Genomic DNA, 24,485 nt, shown 5'->3' with positions numbered 1-24,485 from the left:
GAAAAAAACCCGGATTCCATTGAATGGAATCCGGGTTTTTTTCTTTTACTTGACCGGGATACAGATATCCACAAAGAATACCCCCTCGGGGTGTTGTTTACCATTGTTATGATAAATTTCATGGTAATGGCCTTCTCTTAATTCAAAGTTGTTTTCCGGAATCCATAGCGTCATACTATTCCACGCCTTTTCGAACTCCTCCACTTTGATTTGAAAACTGCCAACAGCAAACCTTCCCTTAGGAATGGCAAGTTTGCCTATTTCACCGTTTGTTTCCACATCCGTGTCAACCGTCAAACAGGCACTGGATTGCATTTTTGATTCGTCCGTTACTCTTGGACTATCATAATAAATTCCCACCATTTTGGTTTTGGGAAAGTTTAAAAGACCCCTAGGGCCGGCCCATTCCATCAATCTTTCGTAAACTTTTCCAATCCCGGAATACGCTCCCTGATGCCGGAGGTGGACTAAATTCAATTCAGGCATTTCCTTTACTTCTACTTTTGTCTTCATTTGTAACCAGTTTTTTAGATTATCCATGCTGTAAAAGTATTTCTGGAAGGACACTTTGGTTTTTCCTTTCTTGCTTTCGATTTTGCCTATCTTGCTAAACTCGCTTTGCCCCTTTTTCTGAAACTCGGTAGCGCTCATTCCATAAAATTTCCGAAAGGCCCTTGAGAAGGAATGTATGCTTTTGAAACCATACTGATGGGCCAATTGGGTCAATGATTCGTTCTTCCCTGGATAGAATAACCGGCCAGCAATCTTTTCTATGCGCCTTCGGGTTATATAACCGTTCGGGGTCTCACCCAATAGGGCGGAGAAAATACGATGGAAATGAAAAAGTGAGAAACAGGCAATTTTAGAGAGTTCTTCCAGGGATAAATCTGCATCCAGGTTGTTTTCAATATACTCCACAACCTTGTTGATCCTATGGATATACAGTAGCTGTTGTTGATTCCTATTTTCCATTACCCATGATTTTTTTCTAAAAATAAGGGGTTTCCCCGGAGAAAATCAAGCAATTATCAATGTCGCAAGATTCGTTAAATTTCCTGGATGTTTTCCTTTACAAAACACTTTTGGTATTTTTAAGCCATGCCAAAAAACTATCCGGAAGAACGTATTAAGGTACCTCGATTCAATGAGGAATCAGGGTTCTATACTACCCCGGAACGTTCCAAAATCATGGGCAAGATCCGAGGCAAGAATACCAAACCCGAGCTGGCCTTCCGAAAGGCGCTCTGGGCTGCAGGATATCGCTATAGAATTGACTACAAGAAATTGATAGGCAAACCTGATATCGCCCTAAAAAAATACAAAACGGTGATTTTTATCGATGGCGAATATTGGCATGGTCATAATTGGAAGGAACGGAAGCCAAAAATAAAGACCAATCGGGAATTTTGGATCGCCAAGATAGAACGAAACATGCAACGGGACAAGGAGGTAAATCTTGAACTAAAAAAATCCGGTTATATGGTTTTTCGTTTTTGGGAGAGCAAAATAAAAAAGGAACTGGACGTCTGTGTGGATCAGGTTATTTCCCATTTAGAATCTGTAAAAAGCTCCTGGGACTAGTCTCGGTATTTCTTCATTAAAAACACAAGACCTCTACCCGTATAAGATAAAAATTATTGGTTGATCCTTTCTTTTTATATATGGGCGGTCTGTTTCCCCAAAATGGTATACAACTGCTCTATCTCCTTAATCTTTATCTCAAAATCGGTATACTCCGGGGAATCCTTAAGACTTTTGCATACCACGGTCTTGTTCCTTCTGTTGTAATCACCGATTACCTTGCACATTACGTTTCCCTTGTATACCAATATCGAAAGACTTTCGGGATTGTTCTGTATATGGCCTTGTAGCTTTTCATGGGGTATCAACTTGCCTAAAACTATGGACTTGAACGGGATACCTTTCAAAGAACCATCATCCATGGAATCATTGGAAATTTCAAAGGCCATGTACTGTGCTACGGACACACGATCAACAATAAATCCCGTTTTGGGCAAAGTATGTACAAATACTTTTTTGGGATATTGCTTTGAGAATTTGCCGTATTGTTCGGTAAGCACCAAGGGAGCCGAAATTAAATATTTGCCCGGGGCCAACTTGGTTATGGTGTGTCCCTTTTCAATCGTTTCAGGAGTATCATATGCCGCACCCTTTTCATTGAGGTTTTCATTGGAATATAGCTCTGCAATAGTGACATCAAAATATTGCGCAATTTTTGTAAGATTTTTTATGGGAATATTGGCATCTTTTTTTTCATACAGCTGAATTGTACGCAAACTTACCCCTATGGCCTTGGCCAAATCGGTCTGATTTATATTTTTTTTACGCCTTAATTGCTTTAATATAAACATAAGTTTGTATTATTGTGTAATAATCCTACATATTTTGTAGAAAAACGAAATTAAACTGCACTATTTGTATGTCGTTTACAAACAAATATAACAAAATACGCAACAGCACTATACAATACTCAAACCACACCCCTGGAACATAATTGGGAAAAGAATCAATGTATCATAATACTATAAGTTTATTAACCCCCTAATACACTACAACCCATGTTTACAGATCAGGAATACGGAAAACCCATTAACGAGAAATTATCGCTTACGCTAAGAAGAAACACTACCAAAGATGATTTTGCCAATGTGGCCACCACTACAGGCGTTAGCTTTTCAACTATTAGAGACGTAATCTATAGAACCAATAGTCTAACAAAATCAAACTCCAAAGCCATTGAAGAGCTTCTGCGGATCGCCTTTGACAATTCATTGGCAAGACAGCTTTTGGCCGAGGGAGATAAGCACTATCTGCACAAATTTTTACAAACTCATGGGTAAACATTCCCTTTTGCCCAATCAGTAAGTGCTAAAATTGTCTATTTTTAGGGCAACACTCCTGTTCATGGCTATTTTTAAGACCAATATCCCTTCTAAACTCCCTAATGCAAAAACAACCATTTTCACCACCGTGGGCAATCTGGCGAGAAAACACAAGGCTATTGATCTTTCCCAAGGATTTCCCAATTTTGAAGCCGATAGAAAGCTAATGGGTTTGGTATCCGATGCTATGCTACACGGCCATAACCAATATGCCGCTATGCAGGGCTACTATGGACTTCGGGAAATCATCGCCGAGAAAATAGAAAAGCTGCACCGCCGAAGTTATGACCCCGAAAAAGAAATTACGGTAACCGTTGGGGCCACCCAGGCCATTTTTACAGCGATTACTGCATTTGTCCACCCAGGCGATGAGGTTATTGTGCTAAAGCCCGCTTACGATTGCTACGAGCCGGCCATTGAAGTGAACGGTGGCGTTCCTGTCACTGTTCAACTGAAAGGGAAGGATTATCATGTGGATTGGGAAGAATTTAGAACCAAGATTACCCCAAAGACCAGGATGGTCGTCATCAATACCCCGCATAATCCCAGTGGACGGATTTTCTCCAAAACCGATATGCTACAGCTTCAGGAAAGTCTACGGGATACTAATATCATTTTGGTTAGCGATGAGGTATACGAGCATATTGTTTTTGATGGAAAGGAACATGAAAGTGTTTCCCGCTTGGATGATTTGGCTTCGCGAAGTTTTGTCTGTGCTTCTTTTGGAAAGACCTTTCACGTTACCGGATGGAAAATGGGTTACTGTGTCGCACCTGCCGAACTGATGCACGAATTCCGAAAAACACACCAATTCGCCGTTTTCTGTGTAGATCATCCCGTGCAGCGGGCTATGGCGGAGTACCTAAAAAATGAAACACATTATTTGGATCTGAAGGACTTCTATCAACAAAAAAGAGACTATTTTTTAGGTAGGCTCGCCGGTTCTAAATTTAGGTTTACACCTTCGCAAGGTACTTATTTTCAATTGCTGGACTATACCGCAATAACCGATGAGCCGGACGAGGTTTTGGCACAGCGATTAATAGTGGATTACAAATTAGCGAGTATTGCAATATCCTCTTTCAATTTGAATAACCGGGACGATAAAGTATTACGATTTTGTTTTGCCAAAACCGAAGAAACTTTGGAAAAAGCCACCGAAATTCTAAGGCGCGTTCAATAATGTTGTTTTACTTCAGGGTTGTGTTCAGCATGGTCATAAACTCACCTAATTTACTAGGTTCCAACCAACGCGTTACCACTACCAAATCGTTCTCATGGTCAATGACGATGTAGTTGCCTCCAAAGCCTGCGGCATAATAGATATTTTCCGAAAGTCCTTCCCAGTGCCGATCGCCTTTTTTGTTCAGCCACCACATATAACCATAATTTACATTGGGTTTAGAAGGTACAATGGCTTTTTTTATCCAATCTTCGCTAATAAGTTGTTGATTCTCCCATTTTCCTTGATTGAGGAACAACAAACCAAACCGGGCCATGTCTTCGGTGCTAATAAACATTCCGGCCCCCGAGTGTCCGCCTCCCGTAACCGATTTCATCCGAACACCATCAATCTCCGTCCATGCATGGTCATACCCGTGCCATCTCCAAGTGGTCGAAGCACCAATCTTATCCATTAAGTTCTCTTTGAGCACCATGGGCAAAGGTTTTCGCCATACATGGGTCAATGTATAGGCCAAAACATTAACGCGTACATCATTGTATTCCATAACGGTTCCCGGTTCATTAAGCTTGCGGAATTTCCAATCGTCTAAATCGCCCTCCCGAGGTGGACGGTCGGCCCAATCTTTTCCTCCCCAAAGTTCACCGGACCAATCGGAATTCTGTTGCAACAAATGCTCCCAAGTAATTTTTCCATTGTGTTCCCCATCGAAAGTGCCATCCCAGATATAGTTTGCTGCCCTATCACTGGTTTGGGCAATTAAACCACGGTCCACGGCAAGTCCGGCCACCGTGCTTAAAAAGCTCTTGGTAACGCTAAAGGTCATGTCTACCCTTTTTGTGTCCCCCCATTGGGCTATGATATAACCGTTTTTCAAAATCATTCCGGCCGGGCCACCTCTTTTTTTGGTGGGACCCAGAATTTCATGAAAAGGTTCACGTTCAAAACCTTTTAGAATAGCGATACGGAGATCCCTGGAACCGGAATATTCATTCTCCTTGGCAAACTCCACAACTCCTTGAAGTTTATTTTCATCAATTTTAAAAGTATTTGGAGTCTTGATTTCCCATAAGTCATTTCTTTCCGGAAAATAATAGTCCTTCTGGGCGAAAAGGGTACTCAGGGAAAAAAGACAGAAAAGAATCAGAGTGGAATACTTCATTTCAAAAGAATTTATTGAGAATCCAAATTAATCAAATCAAACCGCATTAACCAATCGGTTTGTTTGTCCTTTCCAATGAAATAGGGGTGGGTCCCGAATTTTATAAATCCATGCTTTTGATAAAATCGAATAGCCTTGCGGTTCTTCTCCCAGACCCCCAACCAAAGAAAGTGTTTCCCTTTTTCAGAGGCAATTCGCTTTGTTTCGGCAAGCATCCATGCCCCTATTCCTGAGCCTTGAAAGGTATTTAGAACATAGATGCGTTCCAATTCGATACTAGTAACTGACTTAACTTCGGTCTGGGCCAAATTTTCATTCAGCTTAAAATAACCCGCCGTCTCGGTACCGACCTTAACAAAGTAGAAGCCTACATCCTTATCTTGCAGCTCGGCCAATATGGCATCCCTATGAAATGCCGTACGCAGGTAGTCTTTAAAGTCTTCTGGGTCGTTATCCGCTTCAAAGGCGTCCTTGAATGTTCTTAGAGACAGTTCAACAAGTTCGTCCAAATGGTTTTGATTGCATTTTTGAAGAAGCAAATGCCTTTGGTTTGGGCCCATACCCAAAATTAGAAAAAAGAAAAGGAGCAGTGTAGGTTATACTGCTCCTTTTTCTAGAATTTTTACCAAAATGCTATAGCATAAATAGTTTCTTGGTCAACATGACAATACCGCTAAAAAAATCGCTTTTGTACACTTGAATTTCTTCTTTGGTCGGAGCATGGTTAATTTGGGCTTCCATAGATCTGTGGGTTTTGAAAAAAATCAGATTTGGGGTCTGAAACTTTTGAATTGATTTGTTTGGTAAAGGTACTTTAGAGACTAGCCAAATGGAAACTATTGTTGTGAAGTCTTCACAAAATGTTGTGAAAGGGATGAACGGTCATTTTCTTCGATAAAATGCCTCGACGAATGGCATGACTTCCAAAAAAGTCTTGGAAATACTGGTGAAAATTCAAGGTCGATATTCGGAATTTCTTTGAACAAACTTACTTCGTTCCACTGCTTGGTATTTATAAGTAATCGTGAACTTTAAAGTGTCATTTCCGGGACATCGCCTTCAAGGATCAAAGCACCCTCCGTGGCTTTTTTTATATCCTCTACATCCACTCCCGGTGCCCGTTCCAGCAATTTGAACCCTTTTGAAGTGACTTCCAATACCGCTAGATTCGTCACTATTTTGGTAACACAACCTACCCCTGTAAGCGGAAGTGTACATCGTTTTAGAAGCTTGGATTCGCCGGCCTTGTTGGTGTGCATCATGGCGACAATGATATTTTCCGCACTTGCTACCAAGTCCATGGCACCCCCCATGCCCTTTACCATTTTTCCAGGAATCTTCCAATTGGCAATGTCACCGTTCTCCGCCACTTCCATGGCACCCAAAATGGTAAGGTCCACATGTTGGCCACGAATCATCCCAAAGCTAGTGGCCGAATCAAAAAAGGATGCTCCGGGCAAAGTGGTAATGGTCTGTTTTCCGGCGTTGATAATATCCGCATCCTCTTCACCCTCATACGGAAAAGGGCCCATACCCAGTACTCCATTTTCACTTTGGAACTCTACATTGATATCATTGCGTACAAAATTGGCTACCAAAGTAGGAATGCCTATCCCTAGATTTACGTAGTAACCATCCTTGACCTCCTTAGCTATTCGTTTTGCTATTCCTTCTTTATTTAACATCTTAAGTTAGTGTAAAATTTAATCTGAAATTTGTACGATTATGCTATCCTCAAACTTTTAAATGTAATAATAAAACAATGTATCAATAGAGCTGTATTCTAAAGTTGGGGCCTCCAACTACTTTTTGGATTTCTTCTTACTAGTACTCACTATTTTGTACAAAATGAGTCCCAATTCGTCAATCCTTGTCCTTAAATCCATATTGTGCGGATATGATTTTGCCTTCTCACATAGTTCAAGCCAGTATTTGGTTTCTTCCAATTCCTTAAGGGCAATTTTCATCTTATGGATAAAGTCAGCCATGCTCTCGGCATTTTGTGCCTCATGTACATTAGCTCCGATACTTGTTCCCGACTTTAATAGTTGATTGGCTACTGTGAATTTTCTCTTTTCTTCTAGAAGTTCACAAAATTCAATAATCATAAGTGCAAAATCAATGGATTTCTCCAGAACGGGATTTTCCCTCTTCGACATTGCTTCATTATTTAATTGAGCCATTAATCAATTTTTGACACGAACCGTTCGTTGCTCAATTCGCTTTTCATAATGTTCTCCTTGAAATATCCGTTGCACGAATATTCCGGGAACGTGAATCTGATCCGGGTCTAAACTACCAGCGGGAAGCAATTCCTCTACCTCAGCTACCGTAATTTTTGCGGCTCCGCACATACAGGGATTAAAGTTGCGTGCCGTTCCCTTGAATATAAGGTTTCCGGCCTCATCACCTTTCCAAGCTTTCACAAAGGCAAAATCTGCAGAAAAAGCTTCTTCCAGCACGTACATTTTTCCGTTGAATTCCCGAGTTTCCTTTCCTTGGGCCACTTCCGTTCCATAACCGGCCGGGGTGTAGAACGCCGGAAATCCAGCTTGGGCCGCCCTACACTTTTCAGCCAGGGTTCCCTGTGGTGTAAGCTCTACCTCCAACTCACCGCTCAACATTTGTCGTTCAAACTCGTCGTTCTCCCCCACATAGGAGGAAATCATTTTTTTAATCTGATGCTTTTGTAACAATAGTCCCAAACCGAAATCATCCACTCCCGCATTGTTGGAAATACAGGTAATATCGGTGACCCCCAAACGTACGAGCTCAGCAATAGCGTTCTCTGGAATTCCACAGAGCCCAAAACCTCCAAGCATAAAGGTCATTCTATTTTCTACCCCCTCCAAGGCCTCTTTTGCATCAGTTACGGTCTTACGTATCATGCTGTAAATATTAAGTTATGAAGTTACTCGATATTTGGGAAATAGGAAAGCACAAAACCCCAAAGTAATATCCATTTTTGAACCGAGCGGCTACCTTAATTTAGAAGTCCAGATCATCCAGGTCGTCCTCGGAATCGACTTCCTTTTGCAATTCTTCCTTAACCTTAGTGCAATCCACATTAATGGACAATTCTTCGGGTTCCAGAAAATCCTCCTCGGATATTCCCAGTTCCTTATTGGTGTAGTTTTTTCTCATATAGAGGCCCCAAATAGGGAGGGCCATGGAAGCCCCTTGTCCGTACTTGAGGCCTCTAAAATGGATGGAGCGTTCTTCACCACCCACCCACACGCCAGTGACTAAGTTGGGCACCATCCCCATAAACCAACCATCACTTTGATTTTGTGTGGTCCCGGTTTTACCGGCTATAGGATTGGCAAATTCATAGGGGTATCCTGTGACAATCTCTTTATATACCGTTTGGTTTGTTGCAAAAGTATGGCGCAACCGAGTTCCTGAGCCTCCTTCGGTAACCCCTTTCATTAAATCCACCATGGCATAGGCCACATCCTTACTGAGCACATCCTTGGTCTCCGGCACATACTCGTATAGCACTGTCCCATTTTTATCCTCGATACGGGTAACCATAACCGGTTTTACATACACCCCTTCATTTACAAAAGTCCCATACGCCCCTACCATTTCGTACACGTTAAAATCCGGTGTTCCCAAGGCAATGGATGGAACTTCTGGAATTTCCTTGGTAAGTCCCAAATTCTTGACAATAGATACTACCGATTTGGGACCGACCCGATCAATCAATTGCGCCGTAACCGTGTTGACGGAATTGGCCAAGGCATGCTTCAAGGTATACATTCGTCCCGAGTATTTTCCATCGGAATTCTTTGGACACCAAGGCTCCATATTCCCATGTTTTAAGGTCTCAATGCAATATTGGGTGTCCGGTAACGAATCACAGGGCGATAATCGAAGTTGGTCAATGGCAGCTGCGTAAACAAAGGGCTTAAAGGTGGATCCGGCCTGCCGAGCCCCTTGGATGACATTGTCATATTGAAAATGTTTGTAATCGATTCCTCCTACCCAAGCTTTTACATGGCCCGTTTGGGGTTCCATGGACATCATAGCTGCTCTTAGAAAGGTCTTGTAGTATCGTATGGAATCCAAGGGCGTCATCACGGTATCTTTTTCTTGGGAATCGCTGTTCCAATCAAAGACCGTCATTTCAGCTGGTTTGGTAAACGACTCCCTGATCTCCTTTTCCGAAGATCCCGCTGTCTTCATTTTCTTCCATCGTGCCGAATTTTTCATGGCTTTTTCCACGATTCCATCAATTTCCTCTTGGGAAAGCTCTAAAAAGGGTGCCGTCGGGTTCCTTTCGGGTGTATTCTGATGAAAAAACTCGGCTTGTAGATTTTTCATATGTTCCGCCAAGGCATCCTCGGCATTTTGTTGCATACGGGAATCTATGGTCGTATAAATCTTTAGGCCATCCAAATAAATGTTCCATTGATCTCTTTCATCATCCAAGGTCGGTTTTGGATTTTTCTTTATCCATCGGTTCATGAAGCCTTGTAGATACATTCTGAAATATGTGGCAATTCCTTCCCGATGTGATTCCGGGTTATAGTTAAGATTTATATCAGAAGTTTGAAGCGAATCTTTTTCAGATTCACTGATGTAATCATACTTGGCCAGTTGTGACAATACAATATTTCTTTTTTTCCAAGTGAGTTCCTCACGGCGCAATGGATTGTATAGCGATGAATTCTGTAACATCCCCACCAACATAGCTGATTCTTCGGTCTTTAAATCTTTGGGCTCCTTTCCAAAGTATATTCTGGACGCGGAGCGAATACCATCGGCATTGTTACCAAAATCATAGATGTTGAGGTACATCTTAATTATTTCTTCTTTTGTATAACTTCTTTCCAATTGGGTAGCGATGACCCACTCCATTGCTTTTTGCTTAATGGTCTCGAATTTGCTTCTGGATCTTACACCTACAAAAAGTTGCCGGGCCAATTGTTGTGTAATAGTACTGGCACCACCCCTTTTTCCTAAAAAGAATAGAGCTCGTAATGTTCCATACCAGTCTATGCCAGAGTGCTCATGAAAACGAATATCTTCACTAGCAATTAGAGCATCAACCAGGTTTTTGGGCAAATCATTGTAGGAAACATCCGTTCGGTTATCGTTTAGATAAAATTTACCCAGAGTTCTACCATCCGAAGAAATAATTTCGGACGCTAAATTCGTTTGTGGATTTTCAAGAGTCTCAAAAGTGGGTAATTTACCAAAAGCTCCCCAAGAAGCCAATAAAAAAAGTAATGCCACCGAAAGAATTCCAGTCGCAAAGAGTATCCAGAACCATTTTATAAACTTAAAAAATCCTTTGTCGTTCTTTTTCTTTACCGTTTTTTTTGCCATTACTTATGGGTCACTTTTTTCTATTTGGAAACCAACATCCGTTATTCCCTGCAAGTTTACGATTCCCTCTACCTTTCCATTTTTCCGCATAGCATGGGACAAGCGTAAAGTATATACGCCAGAAGAAGGGAAAACGATGTTCTCCTTGTACCATAATTTATTTTCCTTTACGCTGCCGTAACCTTTTCCCAGCCAACTCCCATCCGGCCTAGCCATTTCATATTCCAAAGTGTCCCCAATTGTGCGCCCAGAAGGAAAATCGAGTTCGGCTATCAAAAAAAGGTTGCCGTAAGGGAAGGTCTCATCATTTCTTACATTGATAAACATATTATGGGAACGCAAGGTGTCCATTTCGGAAAACGTAAATTCAATGATGTTTTCCTTGTTCCAGGAACCTTTGTCCGTAGCCTTGTATTCTGCTTTTATCAAAGCGTCATTGCAGGAAATAAAGAGTAGTATAATTGTTAGGGCAAGTAAACTCCTAAACATTTTTTGAACGTCTTTTCTGGTTCTTTCTTGATTTCCGATTCCTTTTCTTTCTTCGCTTTGGCCTATCAAAACGGGTAAGACTGTCCTGCCCTACAACATTTTCAAAGGCCATTTCTTCCTGAACGGAATTATCGGCCACATATTCTTCCAAGCTGGCTACTTTTTCCCTTTTTTTATTCTTCTGAATAATTTCCAAGACCTGATCTTTGGAAAGTGCATGCCAATTGGAGGGTTCATTCCGGTAAGAGAACCATAAGGTAGATTTAAAGATGTCCGCTTTTTGGCAGAAAGCCAATCCTTTTTCGGTTTGGAGCTTGGTATCTGATGATGGGAAATCTTTTAATGCCTCCAAGTACATGTCCAATTCATAGTTGAGGCAACATTTGAGCTTGCCACATTGGCCGGCCAATTTTTGGGGATTTAAGGATAATTGTTGGTAACGTGCGGACGAAGTGCTTACTGATCTAAAATCGGTCAACCATGTAGAGCAGCATAGTTCCCGGCCACAAGACCCGATTCCTCCAAGTCGTTGGGCTTCTTGCCGGTATCCTATTTGGCGCATTTCTATACGTATTCCAAACGCCTTGGCCATATCCTTTATCAGTTGACGAAAATCAACACGTTCCTCAGCAGTATAATAAAAAGTAGCTTTTGAGCCATCTCCCTGGAATTCAACATCGGAGATTTTCATCTGAAGACCCAATATTATTGCAATTTCCCTAGATCTTTTCTTAATTTCCTCTTCCCTGGACCTACATTTCTGCCATTTATCGATGTCCTTCTGGGAAGCCTTGCGATATATTTTGGGAAGGTCAGGGGAATGATGGTCTTCCTTTTTCTTTTTCATCTGAACCTTTACCAACTCACCTGTAAGGGTAATCATGCCAATATCATGACCGGATTGCGCCTGGGTGGCAACAATATCTCCAATGGAAAGTGTTAGGTTCTCCGTATTTCTGAAGAATTCCTTTCTACTATTTTTGAATCGGACTTCTACACAATCGAACGGCTTTGCACCATTGGGAAGCGACATATTGGAAAGCCAATCGAAAACCGTTAATTTATTACAACCATCCGTGCCGCAAGTCCCGTTGTTCTTACACCCACGTGGCTGTCCGTCCTTAGCGGTCGAACAACTGCTACACCCCATATTTAATATCTTGATTTGACCGAACTTGCTCCCATAGCATTGGGATTAGGAGGATTATCGATCAAAAAAGGTTCATATTTAACTTAAATGTAAAGGTAGTGATTTTTTAATTTGATGAAAAGTTATTCAATTTAGGCCCATCCCTTCTGTAGGCAAAAAAATAAGTTTGAGCCAGCTACAATTTCGGGTATATTGTCCCCTATATCTCAAAATTACTCGTCATCTTTTGAATTTTAGGACCTCTGAACGCCCTTTCTTAAAAATTTTGTTACTTACTACCTTTCCCTTGCGTAGTTTCTTTTGTTCTTCGTATGGAAGGTTATGCACTTCCTTACAGGTGTTCGAACAACAATTATCCATTTTCTCGGCGCATTCATCGCACTGGATGAACAAAAGATGGCAAGCCTCATTGGCACAATTTACATGACTGTCACAGGGTTTACCACATTGATGGCACTGAGCGATAATATCATCCGAAATACGTTCGCCCCTACGATGGTCAAAAACAAAATTCTTACCAAGGAATTTATTCTCAAGCCCCTTTTTCTCTACCTGCCTGGCATAATCTATAATGCCTCCCTCCAACTGATACACTTGCTTAAATCCTTTGTGTTTATAATAAGCACTGGCCTTCTCACAACGAATGCCCCCCGTACAATACATAACCAATTTTTTGTCTTCCTTATGGTCTGCCAAATCCCTCTCTATAATATCCAGGGAATCTCGGAAAGTATCCACATCCGGGGTAATGGCATTTTTAAAATGTCCTATTTCGCTCTCATAGTGGTTGCGCATATCTACTAACAGCGTATCCGGGTCATCAATGAGCTGGTTGAACAGCTCCGCGTCCACGTGTATGCCCTTATCGGTAACGTCAAAAGTATGGTCGTTGAGGCCGTCTGCGACAATTTTTTTACGGACTTTAATTTTTAGCTTGAGAAACGATTTGTTGTCCTGTTCTATGGCAATGTTAAGACGTACATTTTCAAGGAACGAAATACTGTCCAGATGTGCCTTGAATGCATTGAAGTTCTCGGCCGGAACAGATAGCTGGGCATTGATGCCCTCATGGGCCACATAAATCCTGCCTAGAACGTCCAGCTCGTTCCAATGGATGAACAGGTGGTTTCGAAAAATAAGCGGATTGCCAATATGTGCATAGGAATAAAAAGAGATGGTCAGCCGTTCCTGTCCGGCTTTTTCTATAAGAGCAGCTCTTTCCTTTGCACTTAAGGTATTGTACAGTTGCATGCTATACCAATAGTTTAAGTTAAAAGAATGATTTTGATGTACAAAGGTAAGATAATATGGAAAACTCAAAGACGCTTCGAAGAGACTCCGTTAGGGAAAGAGTAGTGACATTATCCATGACTATGAACAAAAAAATACATAGTCATCAATAAAAAAGAGCCTTGAACTGTTCAAGACTCTTCATCGGCCATCCCATTTTTCTTTTTCATAGCATTCTTTAAAAAAATGCGAAAAGGAAATGACCACCACTGCCCATTGCCACTAAAAACAATGGTTTATATATTGAGTTAGTACCGGCGATTTTTAACTAGATGCAGGTTTTCCAAAAAGGTTGCGTCCCCATTGCGATATGCAAAAAGAAATGGTATTTTAGCGTCCTTAATCAAAGATAGCATGAGCTCCGAAAAAGATGCCAAATTAAAGGCTTTAAAACTTACCCTGGATAAACTGGACAAAACATATGGCAAAGGTGCCGTAATGAAAATGGGCGATAGTGTGGTTGAAGAAGTTGAGGTAATCCCTTCCGGTTCCTTGGGTCTTGATATTGCATTGGGCGTTGGGGGCTATCCAAGAGGAAGGGTTATCGAAATCTATGGCCCCGAATCATCTGGAAAGACCACCCTAACGCTACATGCCATTGCCGAAGCTCAAAAAAATGGGGGGATTGCGGCTTTTATAGATGCAGAACATGCCTTTGACCGCTTCTATGCCCAGAAGTTGGGGGTAGATATTGACAACCTCATCATATCCCAGCCTGATAATGGAGAACAGGCCTTGGAGATTGCCGATAATCTTATTCGTTCCGGCGCCATAGACATTGTAATTGTCGATTCTGTTGCTGCACTTACCCCAAAAAGTGAAATTGAAGGTGAGATGGGGGATTCCAAAATGGGACTACACGCCAGACTGATGTCTCAGGCCTTGCGGAAATTAACAGGATCCATAAGTAAGACCCATTGTACGGTTATTTTCATCAACCAATTACGGGAAAAAATCGGAGTTATGTTTGGCAATCCGGAGACTACCACGGGAGGCAACGCATTGAAGTTTTATGCTTCCGTTCGACTTGATATTCGTAGATCTACCCAGATCAAGGATACCGACGGTTCTGTACAAGGTAACAAAACACGGGTAAAAGTAGTCAAGAACAAGGTGGCCCCTCCCTTTAAGACCGCAGAGTTTGATATTATGTATGGCGAGGGAATTTCCAAGGTTGGGGAAATCATAGATTTAGGTGTCGAATACGAAATCGTAAAAAAGAGCGGTTCGTGGTTCAGTTATGGTGATACCAAACTGGGTCAGGGACGAGATGCCGTAAAATCACTGCTCATGGATAATCCCGAACTTTTTGAGGAATTGGAAGGTAAAATACGGGAAGCGATAAACGCCTTAAAATAGTATACAACTTCTCTTTTTTGCAAAAACGCATAGGGATTTTTCCTTAATGTCTTAAGCGCATTGATGCTAAGGCGTTGGATTAAACGCAATTTTAGTACATCATAACGTATATTTACGCAACCTTTGTCTTTTCTTTACATCTTAAGAAGAAAACCCAATTGCCAATGAAAAGTTATCGTATAATTTTTTATTCCCTTTTGGTGGTGCTTGGCCTTAGTTCTTGCAATTTGGGGGATGATGGGCCAAACTTTCATTTTACGGCCTTACAGATTACGAGTGCGGAACTTCCTGAATCATTTAATCTCAACGAGACTTATGAAGTAAAGGTGACCTATGTAAGACCGGATGGTTGTACTTTTTTTGAAGGTTTTGACCTTGGCAAAGAAGATGTCACAGTACGCAATGTGGTAGCGGTTGGTTCGGTAAGGACGGACCAGACCTGTACCACGGCCGTAGAAGAGGAAGAGGCCACATTTTTATTTGTTGTACTGTTCGATGAACCGTACACCTTTAGGTTCTGGCAAGGAAATGAAAATGGCACGGATGAGTATTTTGAAGTGGAAGTACCTGTCAACTAATTAAAGCAACAAAATCTAACCAACATTTTGAGTCTGGAAGAACTCATAGCCAATTGTAAAAAGGGTAACAGAAGGGCACAAGAACAACTATATAGGAAGTATTCCGATATACTGTTCGGTATATGCCTTAAATATTCCCGTAATAGAACTGAAGCAGAAGATAGTCTTCATGACAGTTTTATTACCATTTTTGACAAAATTGGTCAATACCGCTCCAAGGGTTCCTTTGAAGGGTGGATAAAACGTATAACCGTGAATACCGTATTGCAAAAGTATCGTAAGGAGGAACACCTCAAAGTGGTTACCGAAAATATTGGCCAAGAAGTAGAATTTGAATCCGATGGTTATGCGGACATCGGCTTACAGACGCTATTAAAATACATCCAAGAGTTACCTAATAAATACAGACTAACCTTTAATTTATATGTGCTGGACGGCTATTCCCATAAAGAAATCAGTAAACTATTGGGAACGTCCCCCGGAACATCAAAATCAAACCTTGCCCGAGCAAGGACCATTTTAAAAGAAAAAATTGAAACCGAAACAACCCGGTCAATAATCGGCATTTTGATTATTGCAGTAGTGGGCACCCTATAAAGAAACTATAAACCAGGTTCGGAAAAAGAAAACATGAACATTGCTTAAGTCATTGTAAAATGGACAAAAAGAACTTAGACACATTGTTCCAAAGAAAATTCAAGGATTTCAAGGAAAAACCGGATGAGAAAGTCTGGGAATCCATTGAAGCCTCATTGGACAAAAAGAAAAAATCCCATAAAGTGATTCCCCTTTGGTGGAAATTGGGTGGAGTGGCCGCCGTATTGGCCCTACTTATTTATGTTATTAATCCTTTGGAGGATTCCCCTGAACAGGATATTATAATCACGGATATTGAAAATACCGATGTTCAAGATGTGGAGCAAACCAAAGGAGAAAAGGAAACTGATTCCACCACTCCACAGGGTTCCATTGAAACCGAGGTTGCGGACGTTGATATGGATAACGACGAAGAAAGCATAGATACAATCGATCGAACAGAGGACATAAATACGGCCGTTGCAGATACCCAGGAAAATGCGGTGGATTCCCGTTTAGACAAATTCAATAAAGGAACAAATGGTATCATCTCGGAAAAAAATCAACAAGGCGAAGCCGTTCAAATTACAGATTTCCAAAAAGATAAGCGACAAAATCAAGCGGATTCAGATAATTTCCAACTTAAGAATAATCCTAATCTTGTTTCCAAAAATGAGAATGAAGCCGTTGTTATTTCCAATACTGATTTGGATAGCAAAAAAAGAGAAGAAATGGAATCCATCCCTGATTCTGAAACCAATCCTGCCAAAGTGTCGCCCAAAGACAATCTAAAGTATACATCTGAGGAAGGTATTGCAAAAACAGGAGAAGAGGTAACGAAGGAAGCTGAGCAGGACAATGATGGAAAATCAATTTTCGATGAAATTGAAGAGCAACAAGAAAATGAGGCCATAGCAGAGGTAAAAAGTAGTAAATGGTCCGCAGGACCCAGCATTGCTCCCGTTTATTATAATGCTATCGGTGAGGGGTCTCCCGTACACTCCATTTTTGTTCCCAATTCAAAGTCCGGGGATATTAATTTAAGCTATGGTCTTACGGTGGCCTATGAAATCAGTGATAGGTTAAGCATTCGTTCGGGGCTTCATAGGGTAGATTATGGTTACGACACCAACGATGTAGAATTTTCCTCCTCCCTTCAGGCTTCCGCTGAAGGGCAAATTGATAATATAGATTATACCTTGACTTCAAAAACCTTAGTGGTACAAAGTAAGGCTAACGGTATTTCCAATGCCGTGGCCGATCCAGAAGCCGCACTTTTGGATATAGCGGCCCAGAATCCGGCAAGAAACGGAATAATGGCCCAACAGTTCGGATATCTTGAAGTGCCCGTAGAACTTAACTACGCCCTTCTGGACAGGAAATTTGGTATAAATTTAATCGGCGGGGTAAGCTCCTTGTTCCTAGTAGATAATGCGGTTACCCTTACCTCAGAGGGGCTTACAACAGAAGTGGGCGAGGCCAACAATGTCAATAATGTAAACTTTAGCACCAATGTAGGTTTTGGCCTTAATTATAGATTTACGCCTAAGTTACAATTTAACCTGGAACCTATTTTTAAATATCAACTGAATACCTTCTCAGAAACTGCTGGGGATTTCCAACCGTTTTCGGTAGGTGTATATAGTGGATTGAGTTTTAAATTCTAATAATGTTGGTTAGGTAAGTCGTTGTTCCCTCAACGACTACTAATTCGCCTCGACAACTTTGTCGAGGCGTTTTCATTTTTGCAAATCCTTTAAGATTAGGCCTCGAACTTGTTCCCTTAATTTCCCTTTATCTTCCTCGGTCAAGGATTGCGTCTCAAAAAAGGGATGTACTTTTACCCGTAGCGCACCTGGGCCTCCGCTAAAAAAGGTAAAGGGGAACCGTTTTTTACCATCAAAAAAGGTCATGGGCACAACAGGAATATTATGGGCAATGGCCATTTTGAACGCCCCATCCTTAAATTCATCCAAAATAATGTGCTCCTCGGGGACACCTCCTTCGGGAAAGATGCAAATACTAAGCCCCTGATTCAAACGCCGTTGTGCCCTTCTATAAACACCTGTTCTACTTCGTGTATCCTCGCGATCTACCATGATGCAGACCCGCCTATAAAAAAAACCGAATAGCGGAATTTTAACCAATTCCTTTTTACCTACAAAAACAAAGGGACTTTTGCTTACCTGAAGCATAAGCATAATGTCCAACATACTGGTATGATTGGCCACAAGCATATGACTTCTACCTTTTTCCATTTGTTGTTCGCGGATAATTTGGGGAGGGCAGCCCATACCATAAAGAATAGGGGTAGCCCATAGATTTCGGGCCATCCAAAAAAATTGGGGATAGCTTCTCTCTGAAAAAGTAAAAACTAAAAGGAATGGAAAAAAGATAAAAATGGGTATAGCCACCAAAATGTAGAACCAAATACGGTACAGCGTCTGGCCTATTTTTTTAAGTAACGTAAGCATACGGCCAAAAGTAGTTATTTTGGCCTTGTTTTTTCTGATTTCTTTTACCTTTGCTTTTCTTTGAACTAAGCTTATGGCGCGAATTTTAACGGGTATACAAAGTACTGGAACCCCACACTTGGGAAATATTCTTGGAGCGATAATTCCAGCTATAGAGATGGCCTCCTATCCCAAGAACGAATCCTTTCTCTTTATTGCGGACATGCACTCGCTTACCCAGATAAAGGATGGGACCCAATTGCGCAATAATACCTATGCCACTGCCTCAGCTTGGATGGCCTTTGGGCTTGATTTGGAAAAAACGGTTTTTTATCGGCAAAGTGATGTGCCCCAAGTGACCGAGCTGGCATGGTACCTCAGTTGCTTTTTTCCTTATCAAAGATTGACCTTGGCCCATTCCTTTAAGGACAAGGCAGGTCGATTGGAGGATGTAAATGCCGGACTCTTTTCCTATCCCATGCTGATGGCAGCTGATATCTTGTTATATGATGCCAACATTGTTCCTGTGGGGAAGGACCAATTGCAACATCTGGAAATGACCCGAGACGTTGCTTCACGCTTTCATGCCCAACTGGGCGAAACCTTTGTATTACCGGAAGCCAAGGTCCAGGAAGAGACCATGTATATTCCCGGCACGGACGGGGAAAAGATGAGCAAGAGCAAGGGGAACCTTATTGATATCTTTCAGCCGGATAAAAAACTACGCAAACAATTGATGGGTATTGTTACCGATAGCAAGGCGCTCGAAGAACCCAAGGACCCATCAACGGACAATGTATTTGCATTGTATAAAATATTGGCCAGCGTGGAACAAATCGAGGAAATGAGCGCCAATTATCTAGCAGGCGATTATGGTTACGGGCATGCCAAACAGGCCTTATTCGAACTTGTTCTACGGAAGTTCGGTGATGCCCGCGAAAAATTCGATTATTATATGGCCCACCTGGAGGAGGTAGACGAGGCTCTTGACCTCGGTGCGCAAAAGGCCAAAAAAGTAGCGGATGAAGTTTTGTACAGGGTTCGTGAGAAATTAGGGTATTAATTCGTATCTTAAAGCGTCCGTCAACGCTTTAACCATGTTTCATAACATTCTCCCCCTTACAAAGAAAATACAGCTTGGTTTCTTCGTTACCCTTCTGTTCCCCGTACTTCAGGATTCCGATCTCTATTCGCAACAGAACGAAAACCCTTACCACCAAACCATATTGGAAGAATTACACAATTATGCGGCCACGGAAGGACCGGAAAAAATCTATGTTCAAACCGACAAGGAGTTTTATGGCCGGGGTGAGACTATTTGGTTCAAAGCTTATTTGGTGGATGGCATAACCCATATTCAAAGCGCCAAGAGCAAAATTGCTTATGTGGAACTTTGGAGCGAAAAAGATAGTCTAATTGCCCAAAGGAAACTCTACATAGAGGATTTGGGAGCTGCTGGTGACATCAAAATCGGTGATAGTCTAAGCCCGGGCACCTATACCTTAAGAGCCTATACCAAGTATATGTTGAACGAAAAAGAACCGCTCTTTTTCCAAAAACAGATTCCTATTTGGGACTTGCCAAAGGCCATGAATACACCGGAACAGCCAACTGTTGAAGAAGACACAGGCGATTTATCACGATCAAAAATAATCCGACCGCAAATCGAATTTTTCCCCGAGGGAGGATATTTGGTCGAAGGACTGGAAAACGTTATGGGCCTAAAGGTCACCGATGGGGACGGTAACGGTCTTGCATCGCAGGGCAAAATTTTGGATGAAAACCACAATCCTGTGGCTTTCTTCAGAACTTTTAATTTTGGGCTGGGAAGTGTGAACTTTACTCCGGAGGCCGGCAAAACTTATTTCGCCCGGATAGATAATGGGGAAATCAGTGTGTCTTTTCCCCTACCAAAGCCCCTGCCGAAGGGTTATGTGCTCAACCTTAAAAACAAGGGAGGCCATATTCTTATAAACGTCACTTCCAATCACGAAAGTGGGCTTCAGGGTCTGTTCCTATTGGGCCATCTAAGGGGCGAGATTATCTACAAGCACCATATTGACCGGTCTAACGCTAAGGGCAACGCCGTTTTTAAACTGTCCACTGAAGGGCTCAGAGATGGTGTGGCACAGTTCACCTTATTCGCCGAGGACGGGGAGCCGCTCTGCGAACGTCTGGTATTCCTGGATTCTCCCGAAAACCTGGAACTCACCATAAGCACGGAATTCATAGATTATGGCACTCGTGAACCAGTATCCACTATGATAGCGTTAAAGGACAAGACGGGGGGACCCCTCCAAGGTGAGCTTTCGGTAAGCGTGGTCAGTGGTGATAACATTCCCCACCGTAACTGGGGAACAAATTTTAAAAGCTGGTTGTTATTGGATTCGGATCTTGGCGTTACCGTTGCGGATCCCGACTATTTTTTTATGGACGAATCATCTTCCAGAAAACAACTTTTAGACCTTTTAATGCTTACCCACGGCTGGCGTAGGTTCGTATGGAAGGATTTTCAAGATACCTTAACGACCAAAGTATTGGCACACGCCCCGGAAAAAGGAATCGTAATACGAGGCAGGACTACGGCATTCTACAATAGCAAAAAATCGTTGAAGTCCCAGGTGAAGTTTACCATCCTGGATGCGGGTGCCTATCAAGAACAAAGTCCGACCAACTCCCATGGAGAATTCAGTTTTGGTCCGTTTATCTTTCAAGATAGTATTCAAGGGGTTCTTAATGCTTTTGCCCTAGGGAAAAAGGGAAAGCCAAAAGTGGCCATTTATACAGACTCCACTATTTTTTCGGTACCTTTTAAACATCCTACTGTACAAAAGGGTGCCTTAAATGTTACCCAAAACATACAAGACTATCTAGAAACAGCTCGGAAAAAGAAGGAAGCCGATTTTATAAATAATCCCAAGATAACCCGGCTAGAGGAGGTTACCGTAATTGGAGAAGAAAAGACCAGGGCACAGCTAATACAGGAAAAGGCAACTGAGTATGCGATATACAAAGAGCCTACCATGCGGTTGTTTACGGATTCCCTTCCAGGGGTCCAAGGAGCCAGTATGATGGATATGCTGCGCCGGGTACCTGGCGCTCAGGTCTTTGGAACATATCCCGACCAGGTAGCCATTCTAAGGGTTACAGGCACCTTTGGAGCACCTCAGCCCCTTTATGTTGTGGATGGCGCTCCGGCTACTTGGGAATTTGTCAGATTTATGATGGCTAGCCAAGTGGTCTTCCTGGATGTCCTTAAGGGAGGTGCAGCGGCCATTTATGGTGCACGTGGTGGTACCGGGGTCGTGGCCATCTACACAAAAGGTTCTTTGCTCATTCCACCGCCCAAACCCAAACGCCTTCCAGGGGTGGCCAGCTTTAACGTTTCCGGGGTTTATAAGGCCAGGGAATTCTATTCCCCCAATTATGCAGTACCCAAAGAGGAACATGAAAAACCAGATTACCGCACTACCTTGCATTGGGAACCCGCTCTTCAAGTAACGGAAAAAGGCTCTCCTTCCTTTTCGTTCTATACAGGTGACAATACTGGGGAATATGTTATAAAGGTAGAGGGAATGACCCAAGACGGAAGACCGGTTGAGGGACTATCCCGCTTTACGGTAAATAGTGAAGACTCCAAAATGTAAATAAATCAAATTTTCGCAAACCGACCCTAGGGTCAGTTCAATGGATTAATCTTTTGTTTTTCCGATTTACCTACTAGGTCGTTAAACTGTATTTCATCGATAAAGTGCCAAAACTTTTGGCTCCTCCGTTTCTCTTCTAGCTATACAGACCTATTGGTCGGTAAAATCTTAAATGGCTTCGAACAGTTTTCCGGGAAGTGGGCGTATTATACCTTTCATTTCCATATTCAATAAGGTGGAGGATGCCTTAAAAACAGGCAAGCTGCATTCCAGGGCAATGCTATCCAATAGTTGTTTGCCTTCTTTCTGCAAATAGGTGTAAATGGATTTTTCCGTTTCGTCCAATTCTATAAAAAGTTGCTTTTGTACCGTTTTGGTCTCTTCTTTTTCCAGTTCCCAATCCAGTAGATAGATCAAATCCGCAGCTGAGGTAAGCATATGCGCTTTTTGTTGTTTGATCAAATTGTTACATCCCGAGCTAAACTTGTCCCCAGCACGACCCGGTACCGCAAAAACATCACGGTTATAACCATGTGCCATATTCGCAGTGACCAAACTACCTCCTCTCTCTGCAGATTCTACAACTACAGTTGCCTCGCTCATTCCGGCAATAATCCGATTACGTTTTAAAAAGTTTTCACGGTCTGGATTTTGGGTGCTCCAAAATTCGCTGAGAAATCCCCCGTTCTTTTCAACATCGGTCATGTATCTGGAATGTACTTTGGGGTAAATTTGATTTAAGCCATGTGCCAGGCAACCTATGGTCTGTAATCCATGCTTCATGGCCGCTTTTTGAATACAAATGTCCACACCGTAGGCAAACCCGCTTACAATAATAGGATTTAGTGGAGCAATGTCTTCGATAAAAGCTTCACAAAAGGCCATGCCGTAACTTGTTACGTTCCGTGTGCCTACAACACTGATAATTTTTCTTGCCTCCAAATCCAGATTCCCACGCATAAAAAGTAAAATAGGGCTATCTATACAGTGCTTTAGATAAGAGGGATAATCGGAATCCATGAAATAGGAACATGTAATATCGTTTTCCAGAATAAATTGGTATTCTGCCTGGGCGGCTTCCAAATGTTCCGAATCGAACAGTCCCTTGAGCTTGGCCGTACCAATGCCGTCAATTTTTTTCAGGTGATGTAGCTTATCATCAAAAACAGCTTCGGGGCTCCCGCAATGCGCTATAAGTTTTTTGGCCGTGACATCTCCAATATATGGGGCGTTCTGGAGACGGAGTACCGCAATCAATTCGCTATTAATCATTTACAAAACCCTTTTAGTTATCCACAAAACGCCTGAAATACAATGTTAATAAAAAGTTATGCAGGTGCTTTATATGGCTATGTTTTTTTTTAATATTTGTCCCATATGGCATTGGAACACTATATAACCGAGTTGCTTTATAGATATAATTGCGTGGTGATACCAGGCTTTGGGGCTTTTTTGGCCCAAACCAAATCCTCTGTTCTCGATACCACTACCCATACATTTAGCCCACCTACAAAAATGCTTTCCTTTAATGAGCAACTCACTTCCAATGATGGGCTTTTGGTTTCCTATATTTCCAAGGTTGAAAAGACTTCCTATGAAGCGATGTCGCAAAAAGTCGACCGTGTTTCGGAAGAATGGAAAACCCGCTTACGAAGTAATGAAAAACTGGAATTGCCCCATATTGGGGAATTATGGTTGAACGAAAGTGGCAAGGTTCAATTTCAACCTTACGAACAGGTCAATTACCTCACATCTTCCTTTGGCTTTTCATCATTGCCTTCTTCGCCCGTACTTCGGGAAAACCTAAAAGAGCGTGTTGTTGTTTTGGAGCAAAAAGTACCCTTTGCTTTCACACCTGAAAAACGAAAGGAAAATTCCTTTAGGCCTTATCTTAAATATGCAGCGGTATTCTTGTTGGCACTTGCCACCGGATTGACAGGTTTTCGTTCGTATCAGGAAGTGCAGAACCGAGAACAGTTGGCAAGACAGGAAGCACAGGAACAAATCTCCAAACGTATTCAAGAAGCTACTTTTTTTAGCAATAGGCCTATGGAACTGCCCACGTTTACCTTGGATGTTATTACTAAAAAAGGCCTTGAAAAAGGTACACATCATGTCATTGCTGGTGCCTTTCGATTTAGGGCCAATGCAGATAAAAAAATCCAGCAATTAAACCAACTTGGGTTTAGGGCTTCTTATTTAGGGGCCAATACATTTGGATTACATATGGTGGCCTATAGCAGCCATAATGACCCCAAGGAGGCTTTGGAAGCTTTAAAGCAGGTGAGGCGAACCCATTCCAGTGATGCTTGGTTAAAGTCCGTAAAATAAGCTCCAGTCCTTTATTCCCCTTTAAATTGA

General features: G+C 42.0%; 23 protein-coding genes. 10 read left to right on the top strand and 13 right to left on the bottom strand.

Going from position 1 to position 24,485, the window contains the following annotated elements; translation table 11 throughout:
* Positions 1–45: 45 nt before the first annotated feature.
* Entirely contained in the window at positions 46–972 is a 927-nt protein-coding gene (locus ACP2AF_RS05490) for an AraC family transcriptional regulator (RefSeq protein WP_425235234.1), read from the bottom strand.
* Positions 973–1,098: 126 nt separating this feature from the next.
* Here ACP2AF_RS05490 and ACP2AF_RS05485 point away from each other — a divergent pair, with 126 nt between their 5' ends.
* Positions 1,099–1,581 (top strand): very short patch repair endonuclease, encoded by a 483-nt coding sequence (locus ACP2AF_RS05485; RefSeq protein WP_425235233.1) that lies wholly within the window; start codon positions 1,099–1,101, stop codon positions 1,579–1,581.
* A 74-nt stretch (positions 1,582–1,655) separates the two neighbouring features.
* Here ACP2AF_RS05485 and ACP2AF_RS05480 read toward each other — a convergent pair whose 3' ends face one another.
* On the bottom strand, positions 1,656–2,372 hold the full coding sequence (locus tag ACP2AF_RS05480; protein ID WP_425235232.1) for a helix-turn-helix domain-containing protein: 717 nt from the start codon (positions 2,370–2,372) through the stop codon (positions 1,656–1,658).
* A gap of 207 nt (positions 2,373–2,579) precedes the next feature.
* On the opposite strand from ACP2AF_RS05480, the gene ACP2AF_RS05475 reads away from it, so the two are divergent.
* Positions 2,580–2,861 (top strand): hypothetical protein, encoded by a 282-nt coding sequence (locus ACP2AF_RS05475; RefSeq protein ID WP_425235231.1) that lies wholly within the window; start codon positions 2,580–2,582, stop codon positions 2,859–2,861.
* Between the two features lie 64 nt (positions 2,862–2,925).
* Positions 2,926–4,086, top strand: a complete 1,161-nt coding sequence (locus ACP2AF_RS05470; RefSeq protein ID WP_425235230.1) for a methionine aminotransferase — start codon at positions 2,926–2,928, stop codon at positions 4,084–4,086.
* A gap of 7 nt (positions 4,087–4,093) precedes the next feature.
* On the opposite strand, the gene ACP2AF_RS05465 is transcribed toward ACP2AF_RS05470, so the two are convergent.
* From ACP2AF_RS05465 to ACP2AF_RS05425, 9 genes are all read right to left on the bottom strand, one after another.
* Positions 4,094–5,248: a serine hydrolase domain-containing protein gene (locus tag ACP2AF_RS05465; RefSeq protein WP_425235229.1), complete on the bottom strand. Its 1,155-nt coding sequence runs from the start codon at positions 5,246–5,248 to the stop codon at positions 4,094–4,096.
* Positions 5,249–5,259: 11 nt separating this feature from the next.
* Positions 5,260–5,787, bottom strand: coding sequence for a GNAT family N-acetyltransferase (locus tag ACP2AF_RS05460; RefSeq protein WP_425235228.1), 528 nt, complete (start codon positions 5,785–5,787; stop codon positions 5,260–5,262).
* A gap of 492 nt (positions 5,788–6,279) precedes the next feature.
* A complete protein-coding gene (locus tag ACP2AF_RS05455; protein WP_425235227.1) occupies positions 6,280–6,933 on the bottom strand; it encodes a CoA transferase subunit B in 654 nt (217 codons plus the stop codon).
* 117 nt (positions 6,934–7,050) lie between these two features.
* Positions 7,051–7,407, bottom strand: a complete 357-nt coding sequence (locus tag ACP2AF_RS05450) for a four helix bundle protein (protein WP_425235226.1) — start codon at positions 7,405–7,407, stop codon at positions 7,051–7,053.
* Between the two features lie 27 nt (positions 7,408–7,434).
* Positions 7,435–8,136: a CoA transferase subunit A gene (locus ACP2AF_RS05445; protein ID WP_425235225.1), complete on the bottom strand. Its 702-nt coding sequence runs from the start codon at positions 8,134–8,136 to the stop codon at positions 7,435–7,437.
* A 100-nt stretch (positions 8,137–8,236) separates the two neighbouring features.
* Positions 8,237–10,582, bottom strand: coding sequence for a penicillin-binding protein 1A (locus ACP2AF_RS05440; protein WP_425235224.1), 2,346 nt, complete (start codon positions 10,580–10,582; stop codon positions 8,237–8,239).
* A 3-nt stretch (positions 10,583–10,585) separates the two neighbouring features.
* Positions 10,586–11,071: a gliding motility lipoprotein GldH gene (locus tag ACP2AF_RS05435; RefSeq protein WP_425235223.1), complete on the bottom strand. Its 486-nt coding sequence runs from the start codon at positions 11,069–11,071 to the stop codon at positions 10,586–10,588.
* Entirely contained in the window at positions 11,064–12,221 is a 1,158-nt protein-coding gene (locus ACP2AF_RS05430; RefSeq protein ID WP_425235222.1) for a PSP1 domain-containing protein, read from the bottom strand. The genes ACP2AF_RS05435 and ACP2AF_RS05430 overlap by 8 nt, the downstream gene beginning before the upstream one ends.
* Before the next feature lie 219 nt (positions 12,222–12,440).
* Positions 12,441–13,472 (bottom strand): rhodanese-related sulfurtransferase, encoded by a 1,032-nt coding sequence (locus tag ACP2AF_RS05425; protein WP_425235221.1) that lies wholly within the window; start codon positions 13,470–13,472, stop codon positions 12,441–12,443.
* Between the two features lie 393 nt (positions 13,473–13,865).
* Here ACP2AF_RS05425 and recA point away from each other — a divergent pair, with 393 nt between their 5' ends.
* From recA to ACP2AF_RS05405, 4 genes are all read left to right on the top strand, one after another.
* Positions 13,866–14,870 carry a recombinase RecA gene (gene recA, locus ACP2AF_RS05420; RefSeq protein WP_120709903.1) on the top strand — a complete coding sequence of 335 codons (1,005 nt, stop codon included), beginning with the start codon at positions 13,866–13,868 and terminating at the stop codon, positions 14,868–14,870.
* A gap of 164 nt (positions 14,871–15,034) precedes the next feature.
* On the top strand, positions 15,035–15,448 hold the full coding sequence (locus ACP2AF_RS05415; protein ID WP_425235220.1) for a hypothetical protein: 414 nt from the start codon (positions 15,035–15,037) through the stop codon (positions 15,446–15,448).
* A 27-nt stretch (positions 15,449–15,475) separates the two neighbouring features.
* A complete protein-coding gene (locus ACP2AF_RS05410) occupies positions 15,476–16,045 on the top strand; it encodes an RNA polymerase sigma factor (protein WP_425235219.1) in 570 nt (189 codons plus the stop codon).
* 59 nt (positions 16,046–16,104) lie between these two features.
* A complete protein-coding gene (locus ACP2AF_RS05405) occupies positions 16,105–17,691 on the top strand; it encodes a hypothetical protein (RefSeq protein WP_425235218.1) in 1,587 nt (528 codons plus the stop codon).
* Between the two features lie 72 nt (positions 17,692–17,763).
* Here the strand turns inward: ACP2AF_RS05405 and ACP2AF_RS05400 are convergent, their stop codons facing one another.
* A complete protein-coding gene (locus ACP2AF_RS05400) occupies positions 17,764–18,498 on the bottom strand; it encodes a lysophospholipid acyltransferase family protein (protein ID WP_425235217.1) in 735 nt (244 codons plus the stop codon).
* A gap of 73 nt (positions 18,499–18,571) precedes the next feature.
* Here ACP2AF_RS05400 and trpS point away from each other — a divergent pair, with 73 nt between their 5' ends.
* The gene (gene trpS / locus ACP2AF_RS05395) at positions 18,572–19,540 is read left to right on the top strand and encodes a tryptophan--tRNA ligase (protein WP_425235216.1); all 969 of its coding nucleotides are present in this window, start codon (positions 18,572–18,574) and stop codon (positions 19,538–19,540) included.
* A gap of 34 nt (positions 19,541–19,574) precedes the next feature.
* Positions 19,575–22,124 (top strand): TonB-dependent receptor, encoded by a 2,550-nt coding sequence (locus ACP2AF_RS05390; RefSeq protein ID WP_425235215.1) that lies wholly within the window; start codon positions 19,575–19,577, stop codon positions 22,122–22,124.
* A gap of 168 nt (positions 22,125–22,292) precedes the next feature.
* On the opposite strand, the gene dprA is transcribed toward ACP2AF_RS05390, so the two are convergent.
* On the bottom strand, positions 22,293–23,396 hold the full coding sequence (dprA, locus tag ACP2AF_RS05385; protein ID WP_425235214.1) for a DNA-processing protein DprA: 1,104 nt from the start codon (positions 23,394–23,396) through the stop codon (positions 22,293–22,295).
* Positions 23,397–23,501: 105 nt separating this feature from the next.
* Between dprA and ACP2AF_RS05380 the strand changes: the two genes are divergently transcribed.
* On the top strand, positions 23,502–24,455 hold the full coding sequence (locus ACP2AF_RS05380; RefSeq protein WP_425235213.1) for an SPOR domain-containing protein: 954 nt from the start codon (positions 23,502–23,504) through the stop codon (positions 24,453–24,455).
* The last annotated feature ends 30 nt before the right edge of the window (positions 24,456–24,485 follow it).

Source organism: Ulvibacterium sp. (genome assembly GCF_965248315.1).
Taxonomy (GTDB): Bacteria; Bacteroidota; Bacteroidia; order Flavobacteriales; family Flavobacteriaceae; genus Ulvibacterium.
This window is presented reverse-complemented; position numbering and strand designations above follow the sequence as displayed.